The sequence below is a fragment of the Streptomyces sp. Root1310 genome (assembly GCF_001426425.1).
In the GTDB taxonomy this organism is placed as follows: Bacteria; Actinomycetota; Actinomycetes; order Streptomycetales; family Streptomycetaceae; genus Streptomyces.
Window position 1 is genome coordinate 325,394 of the sequence record NZ_LMEQ01000001.1, and the last position, 25,393, is coordinate 350,786.

A 25,393-nucleotide genomic window follows, 5' to 3' on the forward strand; every position below is an offset into this window, starting at 1 on the left:
GGGGCATGACGCCCAAAGCACAAGAAAGCAACGGCGAAGCCCTGGAAGATCGCATCACCGGAGCCCTCGTCGGCGCGGCCGTCGGCGACGCGCTCGGCGGCCCCGTCGAGGGCTACTCCCCCGAGCAGATCCTCCAGCGCCACGGCAGCCGAATCCACGGCATCGTCGGCCCCTGGAACGGCGACGAATGGCGCACCGCCCGCCCCATCGCCCCGTACCACAAGGGCGACGGCCACGTCACCGACGACACCTTGATGACGCACGCGCTGATCAGGGTCTACGCCACGGTCCGCGATCACCTGGACGCCTACGCGATCGCCGAGCACCTGGTCCCGGACCTGCTGACGACACCTCGCTGGATCCCGGAGCTGGAGGCGGAGGCGCTCCCCCTCCAGCGGATCTTCCTGGCCGAGAAGTGGCTGGTGGCAAGGTTGCACTACGGTCATGTGGACCCCCGTGAGGCAGGCGTCGGCAACATCGTCAACTGCGGTGCGGCGATGTACATGGCGCCGGTGGGCCTGGTCAACGCGGCCAACCCGGCGGGCGCGTACGCCGAGGCGCTGGACATCGCCGGCGCCCACCAGTCGTCGTACGGCCGTGAGGCGGCGGGCGTCTTCGCGGCGGCGGTGGCGGCCGCGTGCGCGCCGGGCGCCACGGCGGACTCCGTCGTCACGGCCTGTCTGGCCCTGGCCCAGGACGGGACCCGCACGGCGATCGAGAAGGTCTGCGAAGCGGCGGCCCGGCACACCGACTTCGAGTCGGCGCTGGTGCCGCTCCGGGAGGCGGTGGCGCCGTACGACACCGTCGGCCCCGACTACCGCCGGCCCTCCCTGGCCGCCCGCAGGCCGTCCCGCCTGCACGCGATCGAGGAACTGCCCGTCGCCCTGGGCATGTTGCTGGTGGCCGACGGCGACTACCGGCAGGCGGTCCTGGGTGCGGTCAACTACGGCCGCGACTGCGATTCGATCGCGACGATGGCGGGCGCGATGGCCGGTGCCCTCGGCTCGCCGGTCCCCGACGACTGGTCGAAGCAGGTCGGCGAGGCAAGCCGTCTGGACCTCCGGCAGCCCGCGGTGACGCTCACCGAGGTCACCCGGGAGATCTTCGACCGCGACGTCCGCCACCGGCGCGCCCACGAGCGGGCGTTCTCCGCGATCGGAGGCCCGCGATGCTCCGACTGACCTGGGTCCAGCCCGAGGACCTCCTCGGCCACGAACTGCGTCAGGCGGCCCAGGACGGCCGGGAGCCGTGGGCGATCGCCGCACGCTGGAAAGCGGCCGGCGGCTGCGAGGCCCCCGCCCGGGCCGGTGCGTCCCCGCAGCCCCCCTCGCGCTATCTGCGCCTCCTCGCGGACGACCTCCTGGACGAACTGGCCGACCTGCCCAGCAGATCGGCGGAGCACGAGCCGACCGGACTGGAGAAGATCAGGGCCCTGTGCCCGCAGTGGCCGGGCCGTCCGGCCGGCGCGCACCCGCAGGCCCCCACCCCCGCCGCCCTGGAAGCGGCCTGGCTGGGCCGGGCCGTCGGCTGCCTGCTGGGCAAACCGGTGGAGAAGCTCCCCCTGGACGCCGTCCGCCGGCTCGCCCGGTCCACCGGCAACCAGCCCCTCGCCGCCTATTTCACCGCCCGCGGAGTGCCCGAGTCCCTCCTCGAGGCGCACCCCTGGAACCGCCGCTCGGCGACCACCTCCCTCGCCGAGAACATCGACGGCATGCCCGAGGACGACGACCTCAACTACCCGCTCGTCAACCTCCTCCTGCTCCAGCGCCACGGCAGGGACTTCACCACCACGGACGTGGCCCGGCTCTGGCTGGACGAACTCCCCGCGGGCCGCACCTTCACCGCCGAGCGCATCGCCCTGCGCAACCTCCTCTGCGGCATCGAACCCCCGCTCACCGCCCGCCACCGCAACCCCTTCCGCGAGTGGATCGGCGCCCTCATCCGCGCCGACGTCCACGGCTGGACCAACCCCGGGGACCCGGCCGCGGCGGCAGAGCAGGCCCACCGCGACGCCACCCTCACGCACACCGCCAACGGCGTCTACGCGGCGATGTTCACGGCGGCCACCATCGCCACCGCCGCGACCGGCGCCCATGACGTCCACGCCTGTCTGCGCACCGGCCTGAGCGTCGTCCCGCCCCGCTCCCGCCTCGCGCGGGCGGTCACCCACGCCGTCCGGCTCGCCGGGGAACACCCCGACTTCGACACCGTGGTGGACGAACTCCACGCCGCCCACCAGGGACACCACTGGGTCCACGCCATCCCCAACACCGCCCTGATCGCCGCCGCCCTCACCCACGCGGACGGCGACTTCACCGGCTCCATCGGCCGTGCCGTGTCCGGCGCCCTGGACACCGACTCGGCCGGCGCGACGGCCGGCGGGATCGCCGCGCTGCTCACCGGCGACCCGGCCGCCCTGCCCGACCACTGGACGGCCCCCCTGAAGAACCGCCTGGCCACCTCCGTCGCCGACCTCGACGGCGTGGGCTTCGACACCCTGGCCCACCTCACCTGGTCCCTCATCCCCCGGGAGGCTTCCCAGCCATGACCGACATCGTCGTGCTCGGCAGCACGAACATGGACCTCGTCGCCTACGTCGAGAAGCCCCCGCAGCGCGGGGAGACCGTGACGGGACGGGAGTTCCGTACGATCCCCGGCGGCAAGGGCGCCAACCAGGCGGTCGCCGCCGCCCACGCGGGCGGCACCGTCTCGATGATCGGCGCCGTCGGCAACGACGCCTTCGGCACCCGGCTGCGCTCCACCCTGGAGCACTCCGGCGTGAACACCGACCACCTGCGCACCGTCGAGAGTCCCTCCGGCACCGCGCACATCGTCGTGGACGCCGAGGGCGGCAACGCGATCGTGGTCGTCCCCGGCGCGAACGGCACCGTCGACCACCTCGTCCCCGGTGACGAGGTCCTCATCTCCTCCGCCGACGCGCTCCTGCTCCAGCTCGAGGTCCCGCTCGCCGCGGTCGTCGCGAGCGCCCGGGCGGCCCGCGCCCACGGCGTGCGGACGATCCTCACCCCGGCCCCCGCCCAGCCGCTCCCGCCCGAACTCCTCGCGGTCACCGACCTGTTGGTCCCCAACGAGCACGAGGCGGCCACGCTCACCGGCCGCACCGACCCGCGCGAGGCGGCCACCGCCCTGCTGGACAGCGTGCCGGAGGTGGTCATCACGCTCGGCTCGTCCGGCAGCCTGTACGCCACCCGCGGAGCGCAGCCGCTGACCGTGCCCGCCCCGCGCGTCACCGCCGTCGACTCGACCGGCGCGGGCGACACCTTCGTCGGCGCCCTCGCGGTCGCGCTCGGCGAGGGGCGGCCCGTACGGGAGGCGCTGGCCTGGGCGTCCGCGGCGGCGGCCCTGTCGGTCCAACGACCGGGCGCCTCGGCCTCGATGCCCTACCGTTCCGAGATCGAGACGCAGTACGCCTCATGACCGAGAAGACCACCGAGAAGATCACCGGGAATACCACCGGGAAAACCACCGGGAAGACCGCTCCCCTGCAGGGTCTCCGCGTCCTGGACCTGGCCACCCTCTTCGCCGGCCCCCTCGCCGCCACCATGCTCGGCGACTTCGGCGCGGAGGTCATCAAGGTCGAGCACCCCACCCAGCCGGACCCCTCCCGAGGCCACGGCCCGTCCAAGGACGGCGTGGGCCTGTGGTGGAAGCTCCTCGGCCGCAACAAGCGCACCATCACCCTCAACCTGTCCAGGCCCGGCGGCCGCGCCACGCTGCTGCGCCTCGCCGCCACCGCCGACGTGATCATCGAGAACTTCCGTCCCGGCACCCTGGAGAAGTGGGACCTCGGCTGGGACGCGCTGTCGGCGGCCAACCCCCGCCTGGTCCTCACCCGGGTCACCGCCTTCGGCCAGTTCGGCCCCTACGCCCACCGCCCCGGCTTCGGCACCCTCGCCGAGGCGATGAGCGGATTCGCGGCGATCACCGGAGAGCCGGACGCGTCCCCGACCCTCCCGCCCTTCGGCCTGGCCGACTCGATCGCCGGTCTGGCCACCGCCTACGCCGTCATGACGGCCCTCGCCGCCCGCGACCGCACGGGCGAGGGACAGGTCGTCGACATGGCGATCATCGAGCCGATCCTCACCGTCCTCGGTCCCCAGCCGCTCTGGTACGACCAGCTGGGATACGTCCAGGCCCGCACCGGCAACCGGTCCGCCAACAACGCCCCGCGCAACACCTACCGCACGGCCGACGGGAACTGGGTCGCCGTCTCGACGTCGGCCCAGTCGATCGCGGAGCGCGTGATGCGCCTGGTCGGGCGGCCCGACCTGATCGACGAGCCCTGGTTCGCGACCGGCGCCGACCGGGCCGCCCACGCCGACCTGCTCGACGAGGCGGTCGGCAGCTGGATCGCCGCCCGCAGCCGCACCGACGTCCTCGCCGCCTTCGAGAAGGCGGAGGCCGCGATCGCCCCGATCCAGGACGTACGCGACGTGCTGGCGGATCCCCAGTACCAGGCCCTCGACACGATCACCGCGGTCGAGGACCCGGAGCTGGGCCGGATCCGCATGCAGAACGTCCTCTTCCGGCTCTCCTCGACCCCCGGCGCGATCCGCTGGACCGGCCGCCCGCACGGCGCCGACACGGACGAGGTCCTGACCGAACTGGGCCTGACCGAGGCCGAGCTGACCTCCCTCCGCGAGGCGGGCGCCCTATGACGAACACCCCTCTGACCTGGCTCTACGTCCCCGGTGACCGCCCGCAGACCGTCACCAAGGCCCTGGCCTGCGGCGCCGACGTCGTCATCGTCGACCTGGAGGACGCGGTCGCCCCGGACCGCAAGGAGTACGCCCGCGCGGCCACCGCCGAACGCCTCCGCGAGCCCCAGCCGGTCCCCGTCCACGTCCGGGTGAACGCCCTGGACAGCCCCTTCGCCGCGGCGGACCTCCGCACGATGGCCGCCCTCCCCGGGGTCTCGGCCCTGCGCCTGCCGAAGGTGACGTCCCCGCACCAGATCACCCGCGTCGCCGCGGCCATGCCCACCGCGGACCGTGGAGCCGTCCCCCTGCACGCCCTCCTGGAATCAGCCCTCGGCATCGAACACGCCTACGCCATCGCCTGCGCCCACCCCTCGCTGCGCGGCATCGCCCTCGGCGAGGCGGATCTCCGGGCCGACCTGGGCGTCCGCGACGACGCGGGCCTCGACTGGTCCCGCGCCCGGGTCGTGGTCGCCGCCCGGGCCGCAGGTCTGGCGCCCCCACCCCAGTCGGTGCACCCCGACATCCGTGACCTGGAGGGCCTGGCCACCAGCTGCGCCCGAGGCCGCACCCTCGGATTCCTGGGCCGCGCCGCCATCCACCCCCGCCAGCTCCCGATCATCGAACGGGCCTACCTGCCCACCCAGCACGAGCTGGAGGAGGCCGAGACGATCGTGAAGGCGGCGGCCACCGAGCAGGGTGCCCAGGCCCTCCCGGACGGCCGGTTCATCGACGCGGCCGTGGTGGCGACGGCACAGCGGACCCTGTCCCTGGCAGCCCGCGGGGACTGAACCCTCCCCGTCGCATACGGACGACGAGGGCGCCCGGCAGACCCCGGGCGCCCTCGTCGTCGTACGAACAACCAGCCGTCAGCTCTTCTTGCCGGCCGACTCGGCTCCGTCCTTGAGCTCGTCCTTCGCCCCGGCCTCGGCCTCGACCTCGGCCGGGTTCTCGGCCTTCGCGCCGGCGTCGGCCTCGACGTCCGCGGATGCCTTGGCACCGGCGGAGGCCTTGCTGCCGGCAGAAGCCTTGCCGACCGACACCTTGGCATCGCCGGAGGCCTTGGTGTCCGCCTCGCCCTTGGCGTCGGCGTCGGTCTCGGTCGTCGCGTCGCCCTCGCCCTTCGCGCCGGCGTTCGCGCCGGTCTTCGTCTCGGTCTTGGCGGCGGCGCCGGACCCGGCCGTGTCCTCGGACTCAGCCTTGTCCTTGTCCTTGTCCTCGCCCTCGGTCTCGGCCTCCGGCGTGCCCTCGCCGTCGGCTTCCGTCCCAGCGTCGGCGGCACCCGCACCCGGCTCGACCACGGCTTCGCGCCCGGGCCGCTTCTTCGCCGAGATCACGATGTAGATCACCGCGAGCAGGAACACGACCATCGCGGTCCAGTCGTTCAGCCGCAGGCCCAGGATGTGGTGGGCGTCGTCGACCCGCATGTACTCGATCCACGCACGGCCCACGCAGTACGCGGCGACGTACAGCGCGAAGGCCCGCCCGTGCCCGAGCTTGAAGCGGCGGTCGGCCCAGATGACGAGGAGGGCGACACCGATGCACCACAGCGACTCGTACAGGAAGGTCGGGTGGTAGTAGCCGGGCACCCGGCCGTCCGCCGAGGACGTGATGTGGAGCGCCCAGGGAAGGTCGGTCTGCTTGCCGTACAGCTCCTGGTTGAACCAGTTGCCCCAGCGGCCGATCGCCTGGGCGAGGGCGATGCCGGGCGCGATGGCGTCGGCGTACGCGGGCAGGGCGATGCCCCGGCGGCGGCAGCCGATCCACGCGCCCACCGCGCCGAGCGCGATCGCGCCCCAGATGCCGAGGCCGCCCTCCCAGACCTTGAAGGCGTCCACCCAGTCACGGCCCTCGCTGAAGTACAGCTCGTAGTCCGTGATCACGTGGTAGAGCCGGCCGCCGACCAGACCGAAGGGCACCGCCCAGACGGCGATGTCGGCCACCGTGCCGGGCTGCCCGCCGCGGGCGACCCAGCGCCGGTTGCCGAGCCAGACCGCGACGAAGACGCCGATGATGATGCAGAACGCGTAGCCGCGCAGCGGAACGGGGCCGAGATACAGCACCCCGTGCGACGGGCTGGGAATGTAGGCAAGTTCCATGGCAGGGTCGACGCTACCGTGCCGGACCGGGCCGACGACGGGCAGCCCGGCTACGGCTCCATAACGGGCGGGTGTGCGGGGCCTCACCCCTCGTCACCCTTTGTCGGCTTCCTCCACCATCTGCTTCAGCTTGGCCGGCGTCATCGACTGGTCGGCGTAGATGTTCTTGCCGTTGAACAGCACGGTCGGAGTGCCGCCGAAGTGGCCGTTCTGGAAGGCCTGGTTGGACTTCTCGACCCAGCTGTTGTGCGTGCCGTCCTCGACGCAGGTACGGAACGCGGGCGTGTCGAGGCCGTCGACCTTGGCGGCGAGCCCGATGAGCTTGCTGTTCTCGGCGAAGGCGTCGTCCGTCTCCTCCGGCTGGTTCTCGTACAGCACGTCGTGGTACGCGGGGAACTTCCCGGCGTCCTGCGCGCACGCGGCGGCGTTGGCCGCGTTGCGGGAGCCGCTGCCGCCCATGTTGCCGTCGATGAGGGTGGCCAGGTGGTATTCGACCCTGAGCTTCCCGGCTTCCGTCAGCTCGTGGATCGTGGGGCGGTACGCCGTCTCGAAGGCCTTGCAGGCCGGGCAGCGGAAGTCCTCCCACACGGTGAGCGTGGACTTGGCGCCGTCCTTGCCGACGGGGATCGCGAGCGCGTCCTCGCCCTGCGCTCCCGAGGGGGCCACGACCGGCCCCGCCTTGTCGCTGCTGTCGTCCTTGCCGGAGTTCGCCGCGACGACCCCGATCACCGCCGCCAGACCGAGGACGCAGACGACGCTCGACGCGACGATCAGCGTCCGCCGTCGCCGCTCCGCGGCCTTCTGTTTCTCTCGCTCGTCCGCCAGCCGCTCCCTGGCGGTGCGCTTTCCCGCACGATTCTTCTCGCTCACACCCCCAGAACGAACCGGGGAGGCGCATTGCGCCTCCCCGACCCCAGGTCCACCCGTTCGAGTGACCCGGAGAAATATCCCGCTCTGTTCCGCCTGTCCCCGCCTACGCCTGTCGGCGCACGCCCTTCGCCAGCTCGCCCGCGAGCTCGCGGACCGCCTCGACACCGGCCGCGTCGTCCGGCGCGTCCAGCATCCGCTTGACGAAGGCCGAGCCGACGATCACGCCGTCGGCGAAGCCGGCCACCTCGGCGGCCTGCTTCGCGTCGGAGACGCCGAGGCCGACGCAGACGGGCAGGCCGGTGCCGGTGGCCCGGGTCCGCTCGACCAGGTCCTGAGCCTGCGCGCCCACCGACTCACGGGTGCCGGTGACCCCCATCAGCGAGGCGGCGTAGACGAAGCCGCTGCCCGCCTCGGTGATCTGCGCGAGCCGCGCGGCCTTGCTGCTCGGCGCCACCACGAAGACCGTCGCGAGGCCGTGCTTGTGGGCGTGCTCCCTCCACAGCGCCGACTCCTGGACCGGCAGGTCGGGCAGGATGCAACCCGCGCCGCCCGCCTCGGCCAGCTCGGCGGTGAAGCGCTCGACCCCGTAGCGGTCGATCGGGTTCCAGTAGGTCATGACGAGGATGGGCTTCCCGGTGGCCTCGAAGGCCTCCCGGACCGTCCGCATCACGTCCGCGATCCGCACCCCGCCGCGCAGGGCGATGTCGTCGGCGGTCTGGATGACCGGGCCGTCGAGGACCGGGTCGCTGTGCGGCAGACCGACCTCGACGATGTCCGCGCCACCGTCGATGACGGCCTTGATCGCCTCGATGCCGCCGTCCACGGTCGGGAACCCGGCCGGGAGGTAGGCGATGAGCGCGGCGCGGCCCTCCGCCTTGGCCTCGGCGAGGGTGTCCGACAGCAGCCCGCTCTTCCCACCGGTGAATTCGGCCCCGCTCACTTGGCGTCCCCCTCGATCTCGGCGGTGTCGGTCGCGTTGGCGGCGACCTCGGCGTCCGTGTCGTACAGGCCGAAGTAACGGGCGGCCGTGTCCATGTCCTTGTCGCCGCGGCCGGACAGGTTGACGACGATCAGCCCGTCCTTGCCGAGCTCCTTGCCGACCTCCAGGGCCCCGGCCAGCGCGTGCGCGCTCTCGATGGCCGGGATGATGCCCTCGGTGCGCGACAGCAGGCGCAGCGCCTGCATGGCCGCGTCGTCGGTGACCGCGCGGTACTCGCCGCGGCCGCTGTCCTTGAGGTAGGAGTGCTCGGGACCGATGCCCGGGTAGTCCAGGCCCGCCGAGATGGAGTACGGCTCGGTGATCTGGCCCTCGTCGTCCTGCAGGACGTAGGAGCGCGAGCCGTGCAGGATGCCGGGCTCGCCCGCGGTCAGGGTCGCCGCGTGCTCGCCGGTGTCGATGCCGTGACCGGCCGGCTCACAGCCGATCAGCCGGACGTCGGCGTCCGGGATGAAGGCGTGGAAGAGGCCGATGGCGTTGGAGCCGCCGCCGACGCAGGCGACCGCCGCGTCGGGGAGGCGTCCGGCGCGCTCCAGGATCTGGCGGCGGGCCTCGACGCCGATGACGCGGTGGAAGTCGCGCACCATCGCCGGGAAGGGGTGGGGTCCGGCGACCGTGCCGAACAGGTAGTGGGTGTGGTCGACGTTGGCGACCCAGTCGCGGAAGGCCTCGTTGATGGCGTCCTTCAGCGTGCGGCTGCCGGACTTCACGGCCACGACCTCGGCGCCCAGCATGCGCATGCGGGCCACGTTGAGTGCCTGGCGCTGGGTGTCGATCTCGCCCATGTAGATGGTGCATTCGAGACCGAAGAGCGCGCAGGCGGTGGCCGTCGCCACGCCGTGCTGGCCCGCGCCGGTCTCGGCGATCACGCGGGTCTTGCCCATGCGCCGGGTGAGCAGCGCCTGCCCGAGCACGTTGTTGATCTTGTGGGAGCCGGTGTGGTTGAGGTCCTCGCGCTTGAGGAACACCCGGGCACCGCCGGCGTGTTCGGCGAACCTCGGCACCTCGGTGAGGGAGCTGGGCCGGCCGGTGTAGTGCACGAGCAGGTCGTCGAGCTCGCGGGCGAACTCGGGGTCGTGCTTGGCCTTGTCGTACTCGACGGCGACCTCGTCCACGGCGGCGACGAGGGCCTCCGGGATGAACTTGCCGCCGAACGCGCCGAAGTAGCCCTCGGCGCTGGGGACCTGACCCTCGGGGTCGGGAATGAAGAACTCGCTGGGCATGCGGAAACCTCACGGTGAGTGTGTGTCGGACACTGTCGCCGTGGGGGCGGGGATGATCAGTCGGCTGCGCGACCGTTGTGGCCGGTCGCGCCCGCGCGGCGGTGGCCGCACATCCGAAAGAGCCCCGCGCCCCTGACGGGGCGCTGCCATCGCATGCCGTTGACCTGGCCGGGTTCGTCGCCGATGACGTACCGCACGCGCCTGCCGTGCACCCGGCGGGCGGGCGCGCGGCAGCCACGGGGGCGGCAGCCGCGCGCGAGGCGGGCGTACCTGTCCATGGCCGACGTCGTGGGTGTCATCGGGGCCGATTCTACCGGGGGATCAGCCGCGGCCGTGCCGGAGTGCGGGGTGCTCGCCCGCCGCCACCAGGTCGGCCACCGCCGTCTTCGGGTCGCGGCCCGTCACCAGGGACTCGCCGACCAGGACCGCGTCGGCGCCGGCGTTGGCGTACGCGATGAGGTCGTGCGGGCCCCGGACGCCGGACTCGGCGACGCTGACGACATGGGCCGGGATCTCGGGGGCGACGCGCTCGAAGGTGCCCCGGTCGACCTCGAGGGTCTTCAGGTTGCGCGCGTTGACACCGATCACCTTGGCGCCCGCGTCGACCGCGCGCTCCACCTCGTCCTCGTCGTGGACCTCGACGAGCGGGGTGAGGCCGATGGAGACGGCACGCTCGATCAGCGACTCGAGGGCCGGCTGTTCGAGGGCGGCCACGATCAGCAGCGCGAGGTCGGCGCCGTACGCGCGGGCCTCCCACAGCTGGTACGAGGTGACGATGAAGTCCTTGCGCAGCACGGGAATGTCGACCCGCGCGCGGACCGCCTCGAGGTCGGCGAGGGAGCCGCCGAAGCGACGCTGTTCGGTGAGGACGGAGATGACGGCCGCGCCGCCCGCCTCGTAGTCCGCGGCGAGTCCGGCCGGATCGGCGATGGCGGCCAGCGCGCCCTTGGAGGGGCTGGAGCGCTTGACCTCGCAGATCACCTTGACGCCGTCGCCGCGGAGCGCGGCCACCCCGTCCTTGGCGGCGGGGGCCTTCGCCGCGCGCTCCTTGAGCTCGTCGAGGCTGACGCGCGCCTGCCGCTCCGCGAGGTCGGCACGGACTCCGTCGATGATCTCGTCGAGCACACTCACGCGAGCGGCCCCCTTCCAGCGGTGGAGAGACGGGTGACAGTTCCAGCGACCAGTAGAAAAGAGGTGGTCACTGCGATGGTATCCGGAGGAAGGCGAAGGCCTCACATCCGGTTGACGCCGGTCCCACTACCTGGACGTTCGCCGGTTGATCAAGGATGGAGCCAGCCACCGAACGGCAGGTTCCGGACAACCGTGAAGACCAGCACGAACGCGCCCAGCGTCCACATCTGCACCGAGGTGGGGTCCAGGCGCGCGGGGCGTCCGCGCACCGCGCGGACCACCCAGACGGTCCACACCACCGCGAAGCCCGCGTAGCCGACGACGGCCAGTGCGTTGTCGTGCAGGGCGGCGGCGAGGTCCCCGTGCACGAAGGCGTGCGCGCTGCGCAGTCCGCCGCAGCCCGGGCAGTACAGGCCCGTGATGCGCAGGAGGGGGCAGACCGGATAGTGGCCGGGCTCGTTGGGGTCGACGGTCCCGACGTACGCGAAGGCCCCGACGACGGCCGCGAGGATCCCGGCGGGCACCGCGAGTCGTCCGAGCACGGTTCCCGGGGGCCTCGGGGGCGGCCGGGGCGTCACTCGCTGGCTGTCGGCGTTCACGCCTCGCATTGTGCCCCGCCGGGGCGCCACGCGCGCGTGAGGGGCGGCCGGTGTGCACCGGCCGCCCCTCACGAGGTCCTGCGGAAGTCCTGCCGAGGTCGTCCGGGGCTCAGGCCTCGGCGGTCGCCGGCTCGCGGGTGGCCGTGACCTGGTGCACCGGGTGGGCTTCCTTCGGCATGCCGAGGCCCATCGCGCGCATGATGCCGCCGACGACACCGCCGAGGGCCACGATCGCCATGCCGGCCCAGAAGCCGAGCGGCTCGGCCATCACCATGAACGCGCCCGCGACGGTGAACCCGATGAAGACGATGGTGACACCGGTCCAGGCGGCCGGGGTGTGTCCGTGGCTGCTGCCCGCCATGACTTGCTCCTCATTGCTGTCTCTGTGTCCGTCCGAGCCGGACGCTCGTCGTCCATTGTCCCGTACCGGCGCGCGTCGCGGACGCGGGGGTCGCCTCGGATCGCGTCTGATTCACCACATCGGGAACCGCGCGACCGTACGTCGGCCGGGCGCTCGGCGCGGTCGGCTTCAGGCGGGATCCGCGCCCGTCGGGTCCTCGCCCCGGTCCAGCGCCTTCCACATGTCCTCGGGCCGGTCCGGGTCGACGGGCTTGGCCGCGCGCCGGGGGCGCGGGGTGCCGTCGCGTTCGTAGCGGCCGGACATCGCGGGCCACAGGCGGCCGTAGCGCAGGGCGAGCAGGCCGGCCAGCAGGATCAGGGCGCCGCCCGCTGCCGCTGCGTAGGGCCAGGCGGTGTGGCTGAAGGAGGCGACGGTCGCCGAGGTGTCGCCGGAGGCCCGGGCGGCCTGCTCGTCGAGCGAGGAGCCGTCGTCGGCGCCGAGCAGGGCGGCGGCCATGATGCCGGCGCCGGAGAGCGCGAGCAGCGCGGAGACGGCGAAGCGGCCGGTCCTGCGGACGGCGAAGACGGCGACGAGCGCGGCGAGGGCCGCTATGGCGAGCGCCGCGGGCACGCCCGTCACGTCGCTGCCCCTGGCGGTCAGCGGGAAGGCGCCGCCGGCCACCGTGGCCGTGCCCTCCGACCAGCGCTGCCGGGTGGACAGCAGGGTCACGGCCGAGCCCAGCGCGCCGAACAGCAGGGCGAGCGCGAGGCTTCGGCGGCCGGACCCGGCGGGGGCGGCGGCTTCGGATCGGGGGTGCGGAACAGCAGTCACGTACTCCACTATCGCCTGAACCCCGGGCGAACCGTCACCCGGGGTTCACGTGAGACGCGTCCTATCTTCGAAAGGTGTCCCGGTTGTCCGTCCGGAAGCGCCCTATTTCGCCAGCCGGTTGGCGGTGTGGACGGCGCGCAGGACCGCCGCCGCCTTGTTGCGGCACTCCTGGTCCTCGGCGACCGGGTCGGAGTCGGCGACGATGCCCGCGCCGGCCTGGACGTAGGCGGTGCCGTCGCGCAGGAGGGCCGTACGGATGGCGATGGCGGTGTCGGAGTCGCCGGCGAAGTCCAGGTAGCCCACGCAGCCGCCGTACAGGCCGCGCCGGGAGGGTTCCAGTTCGTCGATGATCTGCATGGCGCGCGGCTTGGGGGCGCCGGAGAGGGTGCCGGCGGGGAAGCAGGCGGTGAGGACGTCGAAGGCGGTGCGGCCCGCGGCGACCTTCCCGGTGACCGTCGAGACGATGTGCATCACGTGCGAGTACCGCTCGACGGACATGAAGTCGACGACCTCGACCGAGCCCGGTTCGCAGACCCGGCCCAGGTCGTTGCGGCCGAGGTCGACGAGCATGAGGTGCTCGGCGCGCTCCTTGGGGTCGGCGAGCAGTTCGTCGGCGAGGGCCTGGTCCTCCTGCGGGGTGGCCCCGCGGTGCCGGGTGCCGGCGATGGGGTGGACCAGGGCGTGCCCGTCCTCGACCTTGACGAGGGCTTCCGGGGAGGAGCCCACGACGTCGAATCCGTCGAAGCGGAACAGGTACATGTACGGGGAGGGGTTCGTCGCCCGCAGCACCCGGTAGACGTCCAGCGCGCTCGCCGTGCACGGCGTCTCGAAGCGCTGGGAGGGGACGACCTGGAAGGCCTCGCCCGCGCGGATGCGCTCCTTGATGTCCTCGACGGCTTCCTGGAAGTCGGGGCCGCCCCACAGGGCGCTGTACTCGGGGAGTTCGGAGGGCGGGAGGACGGCCGGGGGCTGGGCGACCGGGCGGGAGAGGTCGGCCTCCATGGCGTCCAGCCGGGCCACCGCGTCGGTGTAGGCCTCGTCGACGCCCGTGTCGAGGTCGTTGTGGTTGATCGCGTTGGCGATCAGCAGGACGGTGCCCTCCCAGTGGTCCATGACGGCGAGGTCGCTGGTGAGGAGCATGGTCAGCTCGGGCAGCCGCAGGTCGTCGCGGTCGCCGGGGCCGATCTTCTCCAGGCGGCGCACGATGTCGTAGCCGAGGTAGCCGACCATGCCGCCGGTGAAGGGCGGCAGGCCCTCCTCGTGGGGGGTGTGGAGGGTCTCGATGGTGGCGCGCAGGGCGGCGAGCGGGTCGCCGTCCACCGGGACGCCGACGGGCGGGGTGCCGAGCCAGTGGGCCTGGCCGTCGCGCGCGGTGAGGGTGGCGGCGGAGCGTACGCCGACGAAGGAGTATCGAGACCACTGAAACGCCGTGCGGCCGTTCTCCGCGGACTCCAGCAGGAAGGTTCCGGTGCGCTCGGCGGCGAGCTTGCGGTAGAGCGCGACCGGGGTGTCGCCGTCGGCGAGGAGCTTGCGGGTGACCGGAATGACGCGGCGGTCGGTGGCCAGCTTGCGGAACGTCTCGAGGTCCATGGCGGCTGACCTTACTGATCCGTGGCGGGTACGCCGGAATCGGCGTTCTCGACCAGCACGTCGGCGTCGAAGCAGGTGCGCGCCCCGGTGTGGCAGGCGGCGCCCACCTGGTCGACCTTGACGAGCACCGTGTCGGCGTCGCAGTCGAGGGCCACGGACCTGACCCATTGGAAGTGGCCGGAGGTGTCGCCCTTGACCCAGTACTCCCGGCGGCTGCGCGACCAGTAGGTGCAGCGTCCGGTGGTGAGCGTGCGGTGCAGCGCCTCGTCGTCCATCCAGCCGAGCATGAGCACCTCACCGGTGTCGTACTGCTGGGCGATGGCGGGGACGAGCCCGTCGGCGCTGCGCTTGAGGCGCGCGGCGATCCGGGGGTCGAGGTTGCTGGGCTGGGGCGTGCTGGTCATGTCTGCCATTGTGCCGCGCGCCACTGACAGTGACGGGCCGTGTCCACTGGATGGGAAGGAGGGCGCGAAGCCGCGCGGTGTGGGGTGGTGGCCGGGTGACCGGGTGGGTGGGCGGATCTTCCGCGCGGCCGTAGGCTGACGGCATGTCGACTTTCGCCAAGCGTGAACGACTTCTTTTCGCCGACCTCCTGGAGACGGCGGGCCCCGAGGCCCCGACCCTCTGCGAGGGCTGGCAGACCCGGGACCTGGCGGCGCACGTGGTGGTGCGTGAACGCCGCCCGGACGCCGCGGGGGGCATTCTGATCAAGCAGCTCGCGTCCCGCCTGGACAAGGTGATGGAGGAGTTCGCCGCCAAGCCGTACGAGGAGCTGCTCCAGCTGATCCGCACGGGGCCGCCGCGCTTCTCGCCCTTCCAGCTCAAGCAGCTCGACGAGGCGTCCAACACGATCGAGTTCTACGTCCACACCGAGGACGTCCGCCGGGCCCGGCCGGACTGGACGCCACGCGCGCTCGACCCGGTCTTCCAGGACGCCCTGTGGACCCGCCTGGAGCGCACCGCCCGCCTGATGGGCCGCGGCATCCCGACCGGTCTGGTGCTGCGGCGCCCGGACGGCCGTACCGCGGTCGCCAACCGGGGCACGCCGGTCGTGACGGCCACCGGGGAGCCGTCGGAGCTGCTGCTGTTCCTCTACGGGCGGCAGAGCGCCGCGGAGGTGGAACTGGTCGGCGAGAAGGAAGCCATCGCCAGGCTGCACGGCGGAAAGCAGCTCGGAATCTGAGAGGCCGCACATGATCAAGGTCGCCATGACGAGCGTGTACGTCGACGACGTGACGAAGGCGCACGCGTTCTACACCGAGGTCCTGGGGTTCGAGACGCGTCTGCACATGGATCTGGGCGAAGGCACGCTGTTCGTCACCGTGGGCGCGGCGGAAGGGGCCCAGCGGGATCTCCAGCTGCTGCTGGAGCCCGGCCAGGGCCCCATCGCGGAGCCGTACCGGGCGGCCCTGCGGGAGGCGGGGCTGCCATGCATCGTCTTCTCGGTCGACGACCTCGACGCGGAGTACGAGCGGCTGCGGGGGCTGGGTGTGCGTTTCACCCATCCCCCGCAGGACCAGGGCCCGGTGGTCGCGGCCGTACTGGACGACACGGTGGGCAACTACGTGCAGCTGACCCAGCCGAAGGGCTGAGTTCAGCGCACGGGGTGTCCGGTCTCCCGCAGCGCGTCCTTGACCTGGCCGATCCGCAGGTCGCCGAAGTGGAACACCGACGCGGCGAGTACCGCGTCCGCGCCCGCCTCGACGGCCGGCGGGAAGTCGGCGAGCTTGCCGGCTCCGCCGGAGGCGATCACCGGGACCGTCACGTGCTTGCGTACGGCGGCGATCATCTCCAGGTCGTAGCCGTCCTTGGTGCCGTCCGCGTCCATCGAGTTGAGCAGGATCTCGCCCGCGCCCAGCTCGGCCGCGCGGTGCGCCCACTCGACGGCGTCGATGCCGGTGCCCCGGCGGCCGCCGTGCGTGGTCACCTCGAAGGTTCCGGCGGGGGTCCGCCGGGCGTCCACCGAGAGCACCAGCACCTGGCTGCCGAACCGCTCGGCGATCTCCTTGATCAGCTCCGGGCGGGCGATGGCGGCCGTGTTGACGCCCACCTTGTCGGCGCCGGCCCGCAGCAGCTTGTCGACGTCCTCGGGGGTGCGTACCCCGCCGCCGACCGTCAGCGGGATGAACACCTGCTCGGCGGTGCGGCGCACCACGTCGTAGGTCGTCTCGCGGTTACCCGACGAGGCGGTGATGTCCAGGAACGTCAGCTCGTCGGCGCCCTCGGCGTCGTAGACCTTGGCCATCTCGACGGGGTCGCCCGCGTCGCGCAGGTTCTGGAAGTTGACGCCCTTGACGACCCGGCCGTTGTCCACGTCCAGGCAGGGGATGACTCGTACGGCAAGGGTCATGCCGAGGACCCTCCTCGATAGGCCTCCACCTCGACCTCGACCACCAGGCTGGGGTCCACGAGGCCGGAGACGATGAGCATGGACGCGGCGGGCCGGACGGTCTCGAAGAGCTCCTTGTGGGCGCGTCCGACGTCGTCCACGTCCCGCGCGTGGGTGAGGTACATGCGCGTGCGCACGACGTCGTCCCGCCCGAGGCCCAGCTGGTCCAGCGCCGCGAACGCGACACGGAATGCGTTGACCGTCTGCTCGTAGGGACCGCCGCCGGCGATCTCGCCGTCCACGATCGAGGTGCACCCGGAGACCAGCACCAGGCCGTTCGGCAGCTCCACCGCGCGGGAGTACCCGAAGGTCTCCTCCCAGGGCGCGCCGGTCGTGATGCGTCGTACCTCGCTCACCGGGCGACCGCCTCCAGTGCCTCTTCCAGGGTGAACGCCTTGGCGTAGAGGGCCTTGCCGACGATGGAGCCCTCGACGCCGAGGGGCACCAGTTCGGCGATGGCCCGCAGGTCGTCGAGGGAGGACACGCCGCCCGAGGCCACGACCGGCCGGTCCGTCACGGCGCACACGTTCTTCAGGAGTTCCAGGTTCGGGCCCTGGAGCGTGCCGTCCTTGGCGATGTCGGTGACGACGTAGCGCGCGCAGCCCTCCTTGTCGAGACGCGCCAGCGTCTCGTAGAGGTCGCCGCCGTCGCGGGTCCAGCCGCGGCCGCGCAGGGTCGTGCCCCGGACGTCCAGGCCGACCGCGATCTTGTCGCCGTGCTCGGCGATGACCTTGGCGACCCACTCGGGGGTCTCCAGGGCGGCCGTGCCCAGGTTGACCCGGGTGCAGCCGGTGGCCAGCGCGGCGGCGAGGGTGTCGTCGTCGCGGATGCCGCCGGACAGCTCCACCTTGATGTCCATGGCCTTGGCCACCTCGGCGATCAGGGCCCGGTTGTCGCCGGTGCCGAACGCGGCGTCCAGGTCGACCAGGTGCAGCCACTCGGCGCCCGAGCGCTGCCAGGCGAGGGCGGCCTCGAGCGGGGAGCCGTAGGAGGTCTCGGTGCCCGACTCGCCGTGCACGAGTCGGACGGCCTGGCCGTCGCGGACGTCGACGGCGGGGAGGAGTTCGAGCTTGCTCACAGTGTTCCGATCCAGTTGGTGAGGAGCTGGGCTCCGGCGTCGCCGGACTTCTCGGGGTGGAACTGCGTGGCCCACAGGGCGCCGTTCTCCACGGCGGCCACGAACGGCTTGCCGTGCGTCGACCAGGACACCTTCGGCGCCCGCAGCAGCGGGTTGTGCACGTCGAGGGACCAGTCCTGAACGGCGTAGGAGTGCACGAAGTAGAAGCGCGCGTCCGCGTCCAGTCCGGCGAACAGCTCGGAGTCGGCGGGGGCGTCGACGGTGTTCCAGCCCATGTGGGGCACGATCTCGGCCTGGAGCGGCTCGACCGCGCCGGGCCACTCGTCGAGGCCCTCGGTCTCCACGCCGTGCTCGATGCCCCGCGCGAACAGGATCTGCATGCCGACGCAGATGCCCATCACGGGGCGCCCGCCGGACAGCCTGCGGCCGATGATCCAGTCGCCGCGGGCCTCCTTCAGGCCGCGCATGCAGGCGGCGAAGGCACCGACGCCCGGCACTAGCAGTCCGTCGGCGTTCATGGCCGTGTCGAAGTCACGTGTGATCTCGACGTCGGCCCCGGTGCGGGCGAGGGCCCGCTCGGCGGAGCGGACGTTGCCGAAGCCGTAGTCGAAGACGACGACCTTCTTCGGGCTCTTCGAGCTCTTCGGGACGCTGCTCAATTCCACACCTCCAGCCGTACGACGCCGGCGACGAGGCACATCGCGGCGCCGATCGAGAGCAGCACGATCAGGCTCTTCGGCATCTGTTGCTTGACGAAGGAGTAGATGCCGCCGACCAGGAAGAGGCCGACGACGATCAGGATGGTCGACAGTCCGCTCATGGTTCTACAGGGCGCCCTTCGTGGAGGGGAGGATGCCCGCCGCGCGCGGGTCGCGTTCGGAGGCGTAGCGCAGGGCCCGGGCCAGCGCCTTGAACTGGCACTCCACGATGTGGTGCGCGTTGCGCCCGTAGGGCACGTGCACGTGCAGCGCGATCTGCGCCTGGGCGACGAAGGACTCCAGGATGTGCCGGGTCATCGTGGTGTCGTACTCGCCGATCATCGGCGCCATCTTCTCGGGCTCGGTGTGCACGAGGTAGGGCCGGCCGGAGAGGTCGACGGTGACCTGGGCGAGGGACTCGTCCAGGGGGACCGTGCAGTTGCCGAACCGGTAGATGCCCACCTTGTCGCCGAGGGCCTGCCGGAAGGCGGCGCCGAGCGCGAGGGCGGTGTCCTCGATGGTGTGGTGGGAGTCGATGTGCAGGTCGCCGTCGGTCTTCACGGTCAGGTCGAACAGACCGTGCCGGCCGAGCTGGTCCAGCATGTGGTCGTAGAAGCCGACGCCGGTCGACACGTCGACCTTGCCCGTGCCGTCGAGGTTGATCTCGACGAGGACCGACGTCTCCTTCGTCGTGCGCTCTGTGCGTCCTACGCGGTTCATGGCCTCTGCTCCTTCTTCACATCACGGACCGCGTCGAGGAACGCGTCGTTCTCTTCGGGGGTGCCGGCGGTGACCCGCAGCCAGCCGGGCACGCCGTTGTCCCGGACCAGGACGCCCCGGTCGAGGATCTGCCGCCAGACCGTGTGGGCGTCTTCGAACCGCCCGAACTGCACGAAGTTGGCGTCGGACGCCGTGACCTCGTAGCCGATCGCGAGCAGCTCGCTCACCAGCCGGTCGCGCTCCGCCTTGAGCTGCTCGACGTACTTCAGCAGCGTGTCGGTGTGCTCCAGGGCGGCCAGCGCGGTCGCCTGGGTGACGGCCGACAGGTGGTACGGCAGCCGGACGAGCTGGACGGCGTCCACGACCGCCGGGTGCGCGGCGAGGTAGCCGAGGCGCAGGCCGGCCGCGCCGAAGGCCTTCGACATGGTGCGCGAGACGACGAGATTCGGCCGACCTTCGAGCAGCGGCAGCAGCGAGTCGCCGTGGCTGAACTCGATGTACGCCTCGTCCACGACCACCATCGACGGCTTGGCGCGCTGCGCGGCCTCGTACAGCGCGAGGACCGTCTCGGCCGGGACCGCGGTGCCGGTGGGGTTGTTGGGGGTGGTGATGAAGACGACGTCGGGCCGGTGCTCGGCGAGGGCCCGTTCGGCGGCCGCGAGGTCGATGGTGAAGTCCTCGTTGCGGGGGCCGGAGATCCAGCCGGTGCCCGTGCCGCGGGCGATGAGCGCGTGCATCGAGTAGGACGGCTCGAAGCCGATCGCGGTACGGCCCGGTCCGCCGAAGGTCTGGAGCAGCTGCTGGAGGACCTCGTTGGAGCCGTTGGCGGCCCACACGTTCGCCGGGCCGACCGGGTGCCGTGCGGTGTCCGTCAGGTACTGCGCGAGCCGGGTGCGCAGCTCCACGGCGTCCCGGTCCGGGTAGCGGTTGAGGTTGCGGGCCGCCTCGCGCACCCGCTCCGTGATCCGCTCGACGAGCGGCTCGGGCAGCGGGTAGGGGTTCTCGTTGGTGTTCAGCCGTACGGGGACGTCCAGCTGGGGCGCGCCGTAGGGGGACTTGCCGCGCAGCTCGTCCCGTACGGGGAGATCGTCGATTCCGAAGCTCACTTGCTCGCCGGTACCTTCCAGTCGAACCGCGCCTTGATCGCCGCGCCGTGCGCGGGCAGGTCCTCCGCCTCCGCCAGCGTCACCACGTGCCGCGCCACCTCGGCCAGCGCGTCCCGCGTGTAGTCGACGATGTGGATGCCCCGCAGGAAGGACTGCACGGACAGTCCGGAGGAGTGGCAGGCGCAGCCGCCCGTCGGCAGCACGTGGTTGGACCCGGCGGCGTAGTCGCCCAGGGACACCGGCGCCCAGGGGCCGACGAAGATCGCGCCCGCGTTCTTCACCCGGTCGGCCACGGCGGCCGCGTCGGCCGTCTGGATCTCCAGGTGCTCGGCGCCGTACGCGTCGACCACCCGCAGGCCCTCGTCGACGCCGTCGACCAGCACGATCGCGGACTGTCGGCCGGCGAGCGCCGGGACGATCCGGTCCTCGATGTGCTTGGTGGCCGCGACCTGCGGCTCCAGTTCCTTCGCCACCGCGTCCGCCAGCTCGACGGAGTCGGTGACCAGGACGGCGGCCGCGAGGGGATCGTGCTCGGCCTGGCTGATGAGGTCGGCGGCGACGTGCACCGGGTCGGCGCTCTCGTCGGCGAGGACCGCGATCTCGGTCGGGCCGGCCTCCGCGTCGATGCCGATCTTGCCGGCGAAGTAGCGCTTGGCGGCGGCGACCCAGATGTTGCCGGGGCCGGTGACCATGTTGGCGGGCGGGCAGGACTCGGTGCCGTACGCGAACATCGCGACGGCGGTCGCGCCGCCGGCCGCGTAGACCTCGTCGACACCCAGCAGCGCGCAGGCCGCGAGGATCGTCGGGTGCGGCAGGCCGCCGAACTCGGCCTGGGCCGGGGAGGCGAGCGCGATGGAGCCGACGCCGGCTTCCTGCGCCGGCACGACGTTCATGACCACGGAGGACGGGTAGACCGACCGGCCGCCGGGCGCGTACAGCCCGACCCGCTCGACCGGCACCCACTTCTCGGTGACCGACCCACCGGGCACGACCTGGGTCGTGTGCGTCGTACGGCGCTGCTCGCGGTGGACGAGACGGGCGCGGCGGATGGACTCCTCCAGGGCCGCGCGGACGGCCGGGTCGAGCCGCTCGAGCGCGTCGGCGATCGCCGCCGCCGGCACCCGTACGGATTCCAGCCGCACCCCGTCGAACTTCTCGGCGAAGTCGATCAGCGCCGCGTCGCCCCGATGATGCACGGCCTCGCAGATCGGTCGCACCTTCTCGAGGGCGGCCGAGACGTCGAAGTCGGCTCGGGGCAGCAGGTCGCGCAGGGCGGGTCCCTCGGGGAGGGCGTCGCCGCGCAGATCGATTCGGGAGATCACGCCGTCAATTCTCTCAGACCGGGATCGGGCGTCGTTCGCGCGTATCAATGGCTGATACAGAACCTGGCCGGAATCCGGAAGATCGGCTTCGGGTCTAGCGTTCGGGAGTCGCCCACCGGGCATGAACAGCTGTGCGAAAACCGTGAGTGACGAAGGGGGTGAAGAGTGTGACCGAGGGGGCCGACAGCCGCGCGGGAGGCGATCCGGGCGATCTGCCGGACGACCTGACCGCCGCCGAGGCCGGCATGTGGCAGGCCTTCCGCAACGGCAGCGTGTACGACCTGAGCAGCGGGGACACGGTCGTCGACGACCCGCACGGCGGGCATCCGTGGGGCGCGTCGCGGACCGTGCGGGCGCGGATCGTCGCCTGGCTGCTGCTCGACGGGCCGCCCGCGCTGGCCGGCCGGGTCGCCTCGCTGAAGCTGGCGGGTGTGCAGGTCAGCGGCACCCTGGACCTCGCGGGCGGCACGGTGGTGCCGTATCTGGAGATGAAGCGCTGCCGTTTCGAGCGGGAGGTACTGCTGCCGGAGGCCCGGTTCACGACGCTGCGGATGGTGGACTGCTCGGTGCCGCGGCTGGAGGCGGCCCGGGTGCACACCGAGGGCGATCTGCACCTCCCCCGCTGCCGCTTCCACAACGGCGTCCGGCTCACCGACGCGCACATCGGCACGGACCTGCTGCTCAACCAGGCGATCGTCTACCGCGACCGCAGCGGCCGTTCGATCGCCGCCGACGGCCTGACGGTCGGCCAGGACTTCCAGGCCGAGCTGCTCGAATCGCACGGCGAGCTGAGCCTGCGCAGCGCCAAGATCGGCGTGTCGCTGAGCCTGCGCGGCGCGCGGCTGGCCAACCCGTACACCCGGCTCGCGCTGAACGCGCCCCAGTTGACGGTGGAGCGCTCGCTGTACCTGACCCCGGCCGGCGTCGGCGGCCAGGCGCTGAGCGGCACGACCCCCGCGCGCGGGACCCGCGTCCAGCGCTTCGAGTGCCGGGGCGGGGTGCGGCTGGACGACGGGCGGTTCGGGGACGCCGTGGACCTGGAGCGGGCCCGGTTCGTGTTCACGGAGGACCAGGAGCTGTCGCTGCGCCGGGTGCAGACGCCCGAGCTGCGCTTCCTCGGGGAGCGGCCGCCGCGCGGCAAGGTGGTGCTGTCGGGCGCCCGGGTGATCAACCTGGTGGACCGGGCGAGCGCGTGGCCGGGTCCCGGCAGTGTGCACATGGGCGGCTTCGCCTACGAGAACCTGGTGCCGCAGGGCCCGTTCCCGCTGGCCGAGCGGCTGCGCTGGGTGGCCGCGGCGACCGCCGAGTACGCTCCGGAGCCGTACGAACGGCTGGCCGCCGTGCTGCGGGCCGGCGGCGAGGACGAGGACGCCCGCGAGGTGCTGCTGGCCAAGCAGCGGCGGCGCCGCGAGACCCTGCCGCCGGCCGCGAAGCTCTGGGGCTACGTCCAGGACTGGACGGTCGCCTACGGGTACCGGCCGGGCCGTGCGGCGGTGTGGATGGCGGTGCTGTGGGCGGCGAGCTCGCTGGCCTTCGCGCACGCCGCGCATCCGCCCGTGCACCGGGACGGGCACCCGCCCTGGAATCCCGCCCTCTTCGCCCTCGACCTGCTGCTGCCGGTCATCGACCTCGGGCAGGTCGGCGAGTGGCAGCTGCGCGGCGGCTGGCAGTGGCTGTCGTCGGCGCTGATCCTGCTCGGCTGGATCCTGGCGACGACGGTCGCGGCGGGGGCCACGCGGCTGCTGCGCCGGGGGTGAAAGGGTGGACAGCGGGCTCTCCCGCAGTCGCCCACAGTCACCTTTTACCGCTCCTTGACCGTACGGTGTACAACTTTCGTGAAGGTGCCGGAACCCTCTGGCGCAATCTGAACGCGCGGCTTTTCAATGGGCGACACCATGGCTCTGCTGCCCCCGTTCATCCGCGCCTCCCGGGCCTCCCGGACGGCTCGGAACGCCGCCGCCCCCCACAGCGCCGCCGGGCTCCCCGCCGACGACGAGGTGCTCCTCGACGTGCCCGACGACCGGCTCGGTCCGGCCCTGGTCGCCGCCGGGCTGGGCGCCTACGCGCCCGCCGCCCGGCTGATGGCCCAGACCCGGGAAGCGGCCGAGTGGGAGTACCGGGACCGTTACGCCACCCGGCTGGCCTCCTTCGCGCACTCCCGGTCGGAGTGGTTCGAGGAGTGGTGCGCCGCCGCCCCGCGCGACCCGGACGTGCTGCTCGTCGCCGCCCAGCTCGCGGTCCACCGGGCCTGGCGCTCACCGGCCCGGGCCGAGCTGCTTCGCGAGGTGAGCCCGCTGATCACGGCCGCCGCGCAGAGCGACGTCCGCGACCCGGTGCCGTGGCGGATCGCCCTGGACCACGCGCGCGGCACCCGCGCCGGACACAAGTACTTCGGCGAACTGTGGTCGGCCGCGGTCCGCCGCGCCCCGCACCACTACGGCTGCCATGTCGCCGCCAAGCGCTATCTCGCCGAGTCGTGGCACGGCTCCCACCGGGAGTGCTTCGACTTCGCCGACCGTGCCGCGCAGGACGCGCCGGCCGGCTCCCTCGTCCAGGCGCTGCCGACGCGGGCCGCTTTCGCGTACCTGACCGACGGCTGCGGGCCCGAGGTACCGCGCGAGCGACTGGACGCGGCGGCCGACCGCGCCATCGCGCTCTCCGCCCGTTTCCCGTCCGTCGATCCCTGGCCGGCCGAGATCCGCAATGTGCTGACGTACGTCCTGGTCCGCCTGGACCGCCACGACGACGCCCTCGCGCAACTGCGTCTGATCGGCCCCTACGCCACGTCCTTCCCCTGGGGCCGGCTGTCGGACGACCCGCTCGGCCACTTCCTGGCGGTGCGTGAGGAAGTCCGCTCGGGGCCGTCCGAGCGGCCCCCGTGGAGTCCAGGGATCGGTCACGGCGGACGAGCCCACTCCGCGGACCACTAGGCTTCAGCGTCGTGACCACCGTCCGTCTGCCGCTCTTCCCCCTGAACTCGGCGTTGTTCCCGGGGCTCGTGCTCCCGCTCAACGTGTTCGAGGAGCGCTATCGCGCCATGATGCGCGACCTGTTGAAGACCCCCGAGGACGAATCACGCCGGTTCGCCGTCGTGGCCATCCGCGACGGCCATGAGGTGGCCCCCAGCTCCCACGGCCTGCCCGACCAGACCGCGCTGCCGGAGCGCGGCCCCGCGGCGGGCTTCGGCGACACCCCGCTCAAGGCGTTCCACGACGTCGGCTGCGTGGCCGACGCGGCGACCATCCGCGAGCGCGCCGACGGCACCTTCGAGGTACTGGCGACGGGCACGACCCGCGTGAAGCTGCTGTCGGTGGACGCGTCGGGCCCGTTCCTGACCGCCGAACTCCAGGAGCTGCCCGAGGACCCGGGCGACGAGGCGGGCGCCCTCGCGGAGGGCGTGCTGCGCGCCTTCCGTCAGTACCAGAAGCGCCTGGCGGGCGCCCGCGAGCGCTCACTGACCACCGGCGCGGATCTCCCGGACGACCCGTCGGTGGTGTCGTACCTGGTGGCGGCCGCGATGATGCTGGACACCCCGACCAAGCAGCGCCTGCTCCAGGCCCCGGACACGGCCTCCCGCCTGCGGGACGAGCTGACACTGCTGCGCGCGGAGACGGCGATCATCCGCAGCCTGCCCTCGCTGCCCGCGTCGGACCTGACGCGCGGCCCGACCAGTCTCAACTGA

Annotated in this window: 29 protein-coding genes; 10 read left to right on the forward strand and 19 right to left on the reverse strand. The window is 72.5% G+C overall.

The features are described 5' to 3' along the window. Positions 1–5 precede the first annotated feature (5 nt). Genes ASD48_RS01495 through ASD48_RS01515 form a run of 5 tightly spaced genes read left to right on the forward strand, consistent with a single transcriptional unit; the run spans position 6 to position 5,509 of the window. Positions 6–1,181: an ADP-ribosylglycohydrolase family protein gene (locus tag ASD48_RS01495; protein WP_057599501.1), complete on the forward strand. Its 1,176-nt coding sequence runs from the start codon at positions 6–8 to the stop codon at positions 1,179–1,181. Continuing rightward, positions 1,169–2,548: an ADP-ribosylglycohydrolase family protein gene (locus ASD48_RS01500; RefSeq protein WP_057599502.1), complete on the forward strand. Its 1,380-nt coding sequence runs from the start codon at positions 1,169–1,171 to the stop codon at positions 2,546–2,548. The genes ASD48_RS01495 and ASD48_RS01500 overlap by 13 nt, the downstream gene beginning before the upstream one ends. Then, positions 2,545–3,438 (forward strand): ribokinase, encoded by an 894-nt coding sequence (gene rbsK, locus ASD48_RS01505; RefSeq protein ID WP_057599503.1) that lies wholly within the window; start codon positions 2,545–2,547, stop codon positions 3,436–3,438. Before ASD48_RS01500 ends, rbsK begins: the two co-directional genes overlap by 4 nt. After that, a complete protein-coding gene (locus ASD48_RS01510) occupies positions 3,435–4,679 on the forward strand; it encodes a CoA transferase (RefSeq protein ID WP_057599504.1) in 1,245 nt (414 codons plus the stop codon). Before rbsK ends, ASD48_RS01510 begins: the two co-directional genes overlap by 4 nt. Further along, the gene (locus ASD48_RS01515; RefSeq protein ID WP_057599505.1) at positions 4,676–5,509 is read left to right on the forward strand and encodes a CoA ester lyase; all 834 of its coding nucleotides are present in this window, start codon (positions 4,676–4,678) and stop codon (positions 5,507–5,509) included. The genes ASD48_RS01510 and ASD48_RS01515 overlap by 4 nt, the downstream gene beginning before the upstream one ends. A gap of 78 nt (positions 5,510–5,587) precedes the next feature. Here the strand turns inward: ASD48_RS01515 and lgt are convergent, their stop codons facing one another. The 11 genes from lgt to hisI all read right to left on the reverse strand — a co-directional run bounded on the left by lgt (position 5,588) and on the right by hisI (position 14,802). Further along, a complete protein-coding gene (lgt, locus tag ASD48_RS01520; protein ID WP_079073564.1) occupies positions 5,588–6,817 on the reverse strand; it encodes a prolipoprotein diacylglyceryl transferase in 1,230 nt (409 codons plus the stop codon). 93 nt (positions 6,818–6,910) lie between these two features. After that, positions 6,911–7,687, reverse strand: a complete 777-nt coding sequence (locus ASD48_RS01525; RefSeq protein ID WP_057599507.1) for a thioredoxin domain-containing protein — start codon at positions 7,685–7,687, stop codon at positions 6,911–6,913. Between the two features lie 103 nt (positions 7,688–7,790). After that, positions 7,791–8,627, reverse strand: a complete 837-nt coding sequence (gene trpA / locus ASD48_RS01530) for a tryptophan synthase subunit alpha (protein WP_199875610.1) — start codon at positions 8,625–8,627, stop codon at positions 7,791–7,793. Beyond that, positions 8,624–9,907: a tryptophan synthase subunit beta gene (gene trpB / locus ASD48_RS01535; protein ID WP_057599508.1), complete on the reverse strand. Its 1,284-nt coding sequence runs from the start codon at positions 9,905–9,907 to the stop codon at positions 8,624–8,626. Before trpB ends, trpA begins: the two co-directional genes overlap by 4 nt. 56 nt (positions 9,908–9,963) lie before the next feature. Next, a complete protein-coding gene (locus ASD48_RS41420; protein ID WP_079073565.1) occupies positions 9,964–10,206 on the reverse strand; it encodes a tryptophan synthase subunit(beta) in 243 nt (80 codons plus the stop codon). Between the two features lie 22 nt (positions 10,207–10,228). Beyond that, positions 10,229–11,038, reverse strand: coding sequence for an indole-3-glycerol phosphate synthase TrpC (gene trpC / locus ASD48_RS01540; protein WP_028806852.1), 810 nt, complete (start codon positions 11,036–11,038; stop codon positions 10,229–10,231). A gap of 149 nt (positions 11,039–11,187) precedes the next feature. Further along, the gene (locus ASD48_RS01545) at positions 11,188–11,646 is read right to left on the reverse strand and encodes a DUF2752 domain-containing protein (protein WP_057599509.1); all 459 of its coding nucleotides are present in this window, start codon (positions 11,644–11,646) and stop codon (positions 11,188–11,190) included. Positions 11,647–11,746: 100 nt separating this feature from the next. Next, positions 11,747–11,998, reverse strand: a complete 252-nt coding sequence (locus ASD48_RS01550) for an HGxxPAAW family protein (protein ID WP_057599510.1) — start codon at positions 11,996–11,998, stop codon at positions 11,747–11,749. A 168-nt stretch (positions 11,999–12,166) separates the two neighbouring features. Further along, the gene (locus ASD48_RS01555; RefSeq protein ID WP_057599511.1) at positions 12,167–12,817 is read right to left on the reverse strand and encodes a TIGR02234 family membrane protein; all 651 of its coding nucleotides are present in this window, start codon (positions 12,815–12,817) and stop codon (positions 12,167–12,169) included. Between the two features lie 93 nt (positions 12,818–12,910). After that, a complete protein-coding gene (locus ASD48_RS01560; RefSeq protein WP_057599512.1) occupies positions 12,911–14,398 on the reverse strand; it encodes an anthranilate synthase component I in 1,488 nt (495 codons plus the stop codon). An 11-nt stretch (positions 14,399–14,409) separates the two neighbouring features. Further along, complete coding sequence (hisI, locus tag ASD48_RS01565) at positions 14,410–14,802, reverse strand: phosphoribosyl-AMP cyclohydrolase (RefSeq protein ID WP_107104257.1); 393 nt, start codon at positions 14,800–14,802, stop codon at positions 14,410–14,412. Positions 14,803–14,945: 143 nt separating this feature from the next. Between hisI and ASD48_RS01570 the strand changes: the two genes are divergently transcribed. Beyond that, positions 14,946–15,581: a TIGR03085 family metal-binding protein gene (locus ASD48_RS01570; RefSeq protein WP_057599514.1), complete on the forward strand. Its 636-nt coding sequence runs from the start codon at positions 14,946–14,948 to the stop codon at positions 15,579–15,581. 10 nt (positions 15,582–15,591) lie between these two features. Further along, positions 15,592–15,990: a glyoxalase/bleomycin resistance/extradiol dioxygenase family protein gene (locus ASD48_RS01575; RefSeq protein WP_057599515.1), complete on the forward strand. Its 399-nt coding sequence runs from the start codon at positions 15,592–15,594 to the stop codon at positions 15,988–15,990. A 2-nt stretch (positions 15,991–15,992) separates the two neighbouring features. Here ASD48_RS01575 and hisF read toward each other — a convergent pair whose 3' ends face one another. From hisF to hisD, 8 genes are read right to left on the reverse strand one after another with little or no spacing between them, the layout of a single operon-like run. Further along, positions 15,993–16,748 (reverse strand): imidazole glycerol phosphate synthase subunit HisF, encoded by a 756-nt coding sequence (hisF, locus tag ASD48_RS01580; RefSeq protein WP_057599516.1) that lies wholly within the window; start codon positions 16,746–16,748, stop codon positions 15,993–15,995. Then, on the reverse strand, positions 16,745–17,143 hold the full coding sequence (locus ASD48_RS01585; protein WP_057599517.1) for a RidA family protein: 399 nt from the start codon (positions 17,141–17,143) through the stop codon (positions 16,745–16,747). The genes hisF and ASD48_RS01585 overlap by 4 nt, the downstream gene beginning before the upstream one ends. Continuing rightward, a complete protein-coding gene (priA, locus tag ASD48_RS01590) occupies positions 17,140–17,865 on the reverse strand; it encodes a bifunctional 1-(5-phosphoribosyl)-5-((5-phosphoribosylamino)methylideneamino)imidazole-4-carboxamide isomerase/phosphoribosylanthranilate isomerase PriA (protein ID WP_057599518.1) in 726 nt (241 codons plus the stop codon). The genes ASD48_RS01585 and priA overlap by 4 nt, the downstream gene beginning before the upstream one ends. Beyond that, the gene (hisH, locus tag ASD48_RS01595; RefSeq protein ID WP_057599519.1) at positions 17,862–18,524 is read right to left on the reverse strand and encodes an imidazole glycerol phosphate synthase subunit HisH; all 663 of its coding nucleotides are present in this window, start codon (positions 18,522–18,524) and stop codon (positions 17,862–17,864) included. Before hisH ends, priA begins: the two co-directional genes overlap by 4 nt. Then, positions 18,521–18,685: a hypothetical protein gene (locus ASD48_RS44645; RefSeq protein WP_020129896.1), complete on the reverse strand. Its 165-nt coding sequence runs from the start codon at positions 18,683–18,685 to the stop codon at positions 18,521–18,523. Before ASD48_RS44645 ends, hisH begins: the two co-directional genes overlap by 4 nt. 4 nt (positions 18,686–18,689) lie before the next feature. Further along, the gene (hisB, locus tag ASD48_RS01605; RefSeq protein WP_057599520.1) at positions 18,690–19,283 is read right to left on the reverse strand and encodes an imidazoleglycerol-phosphate dehydratase HisB; all 594 of its coding nucleotides are present in this window, start codon (positions 19,281–19,283) and stop codon (positions 18,690–18,692) included. Then, the gene (locus tag ASD48_RS01610; RefSeq protein WP_057599521.1) at positions 19,280–20,389 is read right to left on the reverse strand and encodes a histidinol-phosphate transaminase; all 1,110 of its coding nucleotides are present in this window, start codon (positions 20,387–20,389) and stop codon (positions 19,280–19,282) included. The genes hisB and ASD48_RS01610 overlap by 4 nt, the downstream gene beginning before the upstream one ends. After that, the gene (hisD, locus tag ASD48_RS01615; protein WP_057599522.1) at positions 20,386–21,711 is read right to left on the reverse strand and encodes a histidinol dehydrogenase; all 1,326 of its coding nucleotides are present in this window, start codon (positions 21,709–21,711) and stop codon (positions 20,386–20,388) included. Before hisD ends, ASD48_RS01610 begins: the two co-directional genes overlap by 4 nt. A 167-nt stretch (positions 21,712–21,878) precedes the next feature. On the opposite strand from hisD, the gene ASD48_RS01620 reads away from it, so the two are divergent. From ASD48_RS01620 to ASD48_RS01630, 3 genes are all read left to right on the forward strand, one after another. Next, positions 21,879–23,468, forward strand: coding sequence for a hypothetical protein (locus ASD48_RS01620; protein ID WP_057600948.1), 1,590 nt, complete (start codon positions 21,879–21,881; stop codon positions 23,466–23,468). A gap of 126 nt (positions 23,469–23,594) precedes the next feature. Further along, on the forward strand, positions 23,595–24,641 hold the full coding sequence (locus tag ASD48_RS01625; protein WP_057599523.1) for a hypothetical protein: 1,047 nt from the start codon (positions 23,595–23,597) through the stop codon (positions 24,639–24,641). A gap of 11 nt (positions 24,642–24,652) precedes the next feature. Beyond that, the gene (locus ASD48_RS01630) at positions 24,653–25,393 is read left to right on the forward strand and encodes an LON peptidase substrate-binding domain-containing protein (protein ID WP_057599524.1); all 741 of its coding nucleotides are present in this window, start codon (positions 24,653–24,655) and stop codon (positions 25,391–25,393) included.

Bases quoted from the DNA above. Each gene is read 5' to 3' on its own strand.
- trpB (WP_057599508.1), bottom strand. From the start codon at position 9,907: ATGCCCAGCGAGTTCTTCATTCCCGACCCCGAGGGTCAGGTCCCCAGC.
- ASD48_RS01500 (WP_057599502.1), top strand. From the start codon at position 1,169: ATGCTCCGACTGACCTGGGTCCAGCCCGAGGACCTCCTCGGCCACGAA.
- ASD48_RS01575 (WP_057599515.1), top strand. From the start codon at position 15,592: ATGATCAAGGTCGCCATGACGAGCGTGTACGTCGACGACGTGACGAAG.
- ASD48_RS01510 (WP_057599504.1), top strand. From the start codon at position 3,435: ATGACCGAGAAGACCACCGAGAAGATCACCGGGAATACCACCGGGAAA.
- rbsK (WP_057599503.1), top strand. From the start codon at position 2,545: ATGACCGACATCGTCGTGCTCGGCAGCACGAACATGGACCTCGTCGCC.
- ASD48_RS44645 (WP_020129896.1), bottom strand. From the start codon at position 18,685: ATGAGCGGACTGTCGACCATCCTGATCGTCGTCGGCCTCTTCCTGGTC.
- hisF (WP_057599516.1), bottom strand. From the start codon at position 16,748: ATGACCCTTGCCGTACGAGTCATCCCCTGCCTGGACGTGGACAACGGC.
- hisB (WP_057599520.1), bottom strand. From the start codon at position 19,283: ATGAACCGCGTAGGACGCACAGAGCGCACGACGAAGGAGACGTCGGTC.
- ASD48_RS41420 (WP_079073565.1), bottom strand. From the start codon at position 10,206: ATGACACCCACGACGTCGGCCATGGACAGGTACGCCCGCCTCGCGCGC.
- ASD48_RS01550 (WP_057599510.1), bottom strand. From the start codon at position 11,998: ATGGCGGGCAGCAGCCACGGACACACCCCGGCCGCCTGGACCGGTGTC.
- hisI (WP_107104257.1), bottom strand. From the start codon at position 14,802: ATGACCAGCACGCCCCAGCCCAGCAACCTCGACCCCCGGATCGCCGCG.
- ASD48_RS01560 (WP_057599512.1), bottom strand. From the start codon at position 14,398: ATGGACCTCGAGACGTTCCGCAAGCTGGCCACCGACCGCCGCGTCATT.
- ASD48_RS01495 (WP_057599501.1), top strand. From the start codon at position 6: ATGACGCCCAAAGCACAAGAAAGCAACGGCGAAGCCCTGGAAGATCGC.
- ASD48_RS01625 (WP_057599523.1), top strand. From the start codon at position 23,595: ATGGGCGACACCATGGCTCTGCTGCCCCCGTTCATCCGCGCCTCCCGG.
- lgt (WP_079073564.1), bottom strand. From the start codon at position 6,817: ATGGAACTTGCCTACATTCCCAGCCCGTCGCACGGGGTGCTGTATCTC.
- ASD48_RS01570 (WP_057599514.1), top strand. From the start codon at position 14,946: ATGTCGACTTTCGCCAAGCGTGAACGACTTCTTTTCGCCGACCTCCTG.
- ASD48_RS01545 (WP_057599509.1), bottom strand. From the start codon at position 11,646: ATGCGAGGCGTGAACGCCGACAGCCAGCGAGTGACGCCCCGGCCGCCC.
- ASD48_RS01515 (WP_057599505.1), top strand. From the start codon at position 4,676: ATGACGAACACCCCTCTGACCTGGCTCTACGTCCCCGGTGACCGCCCG.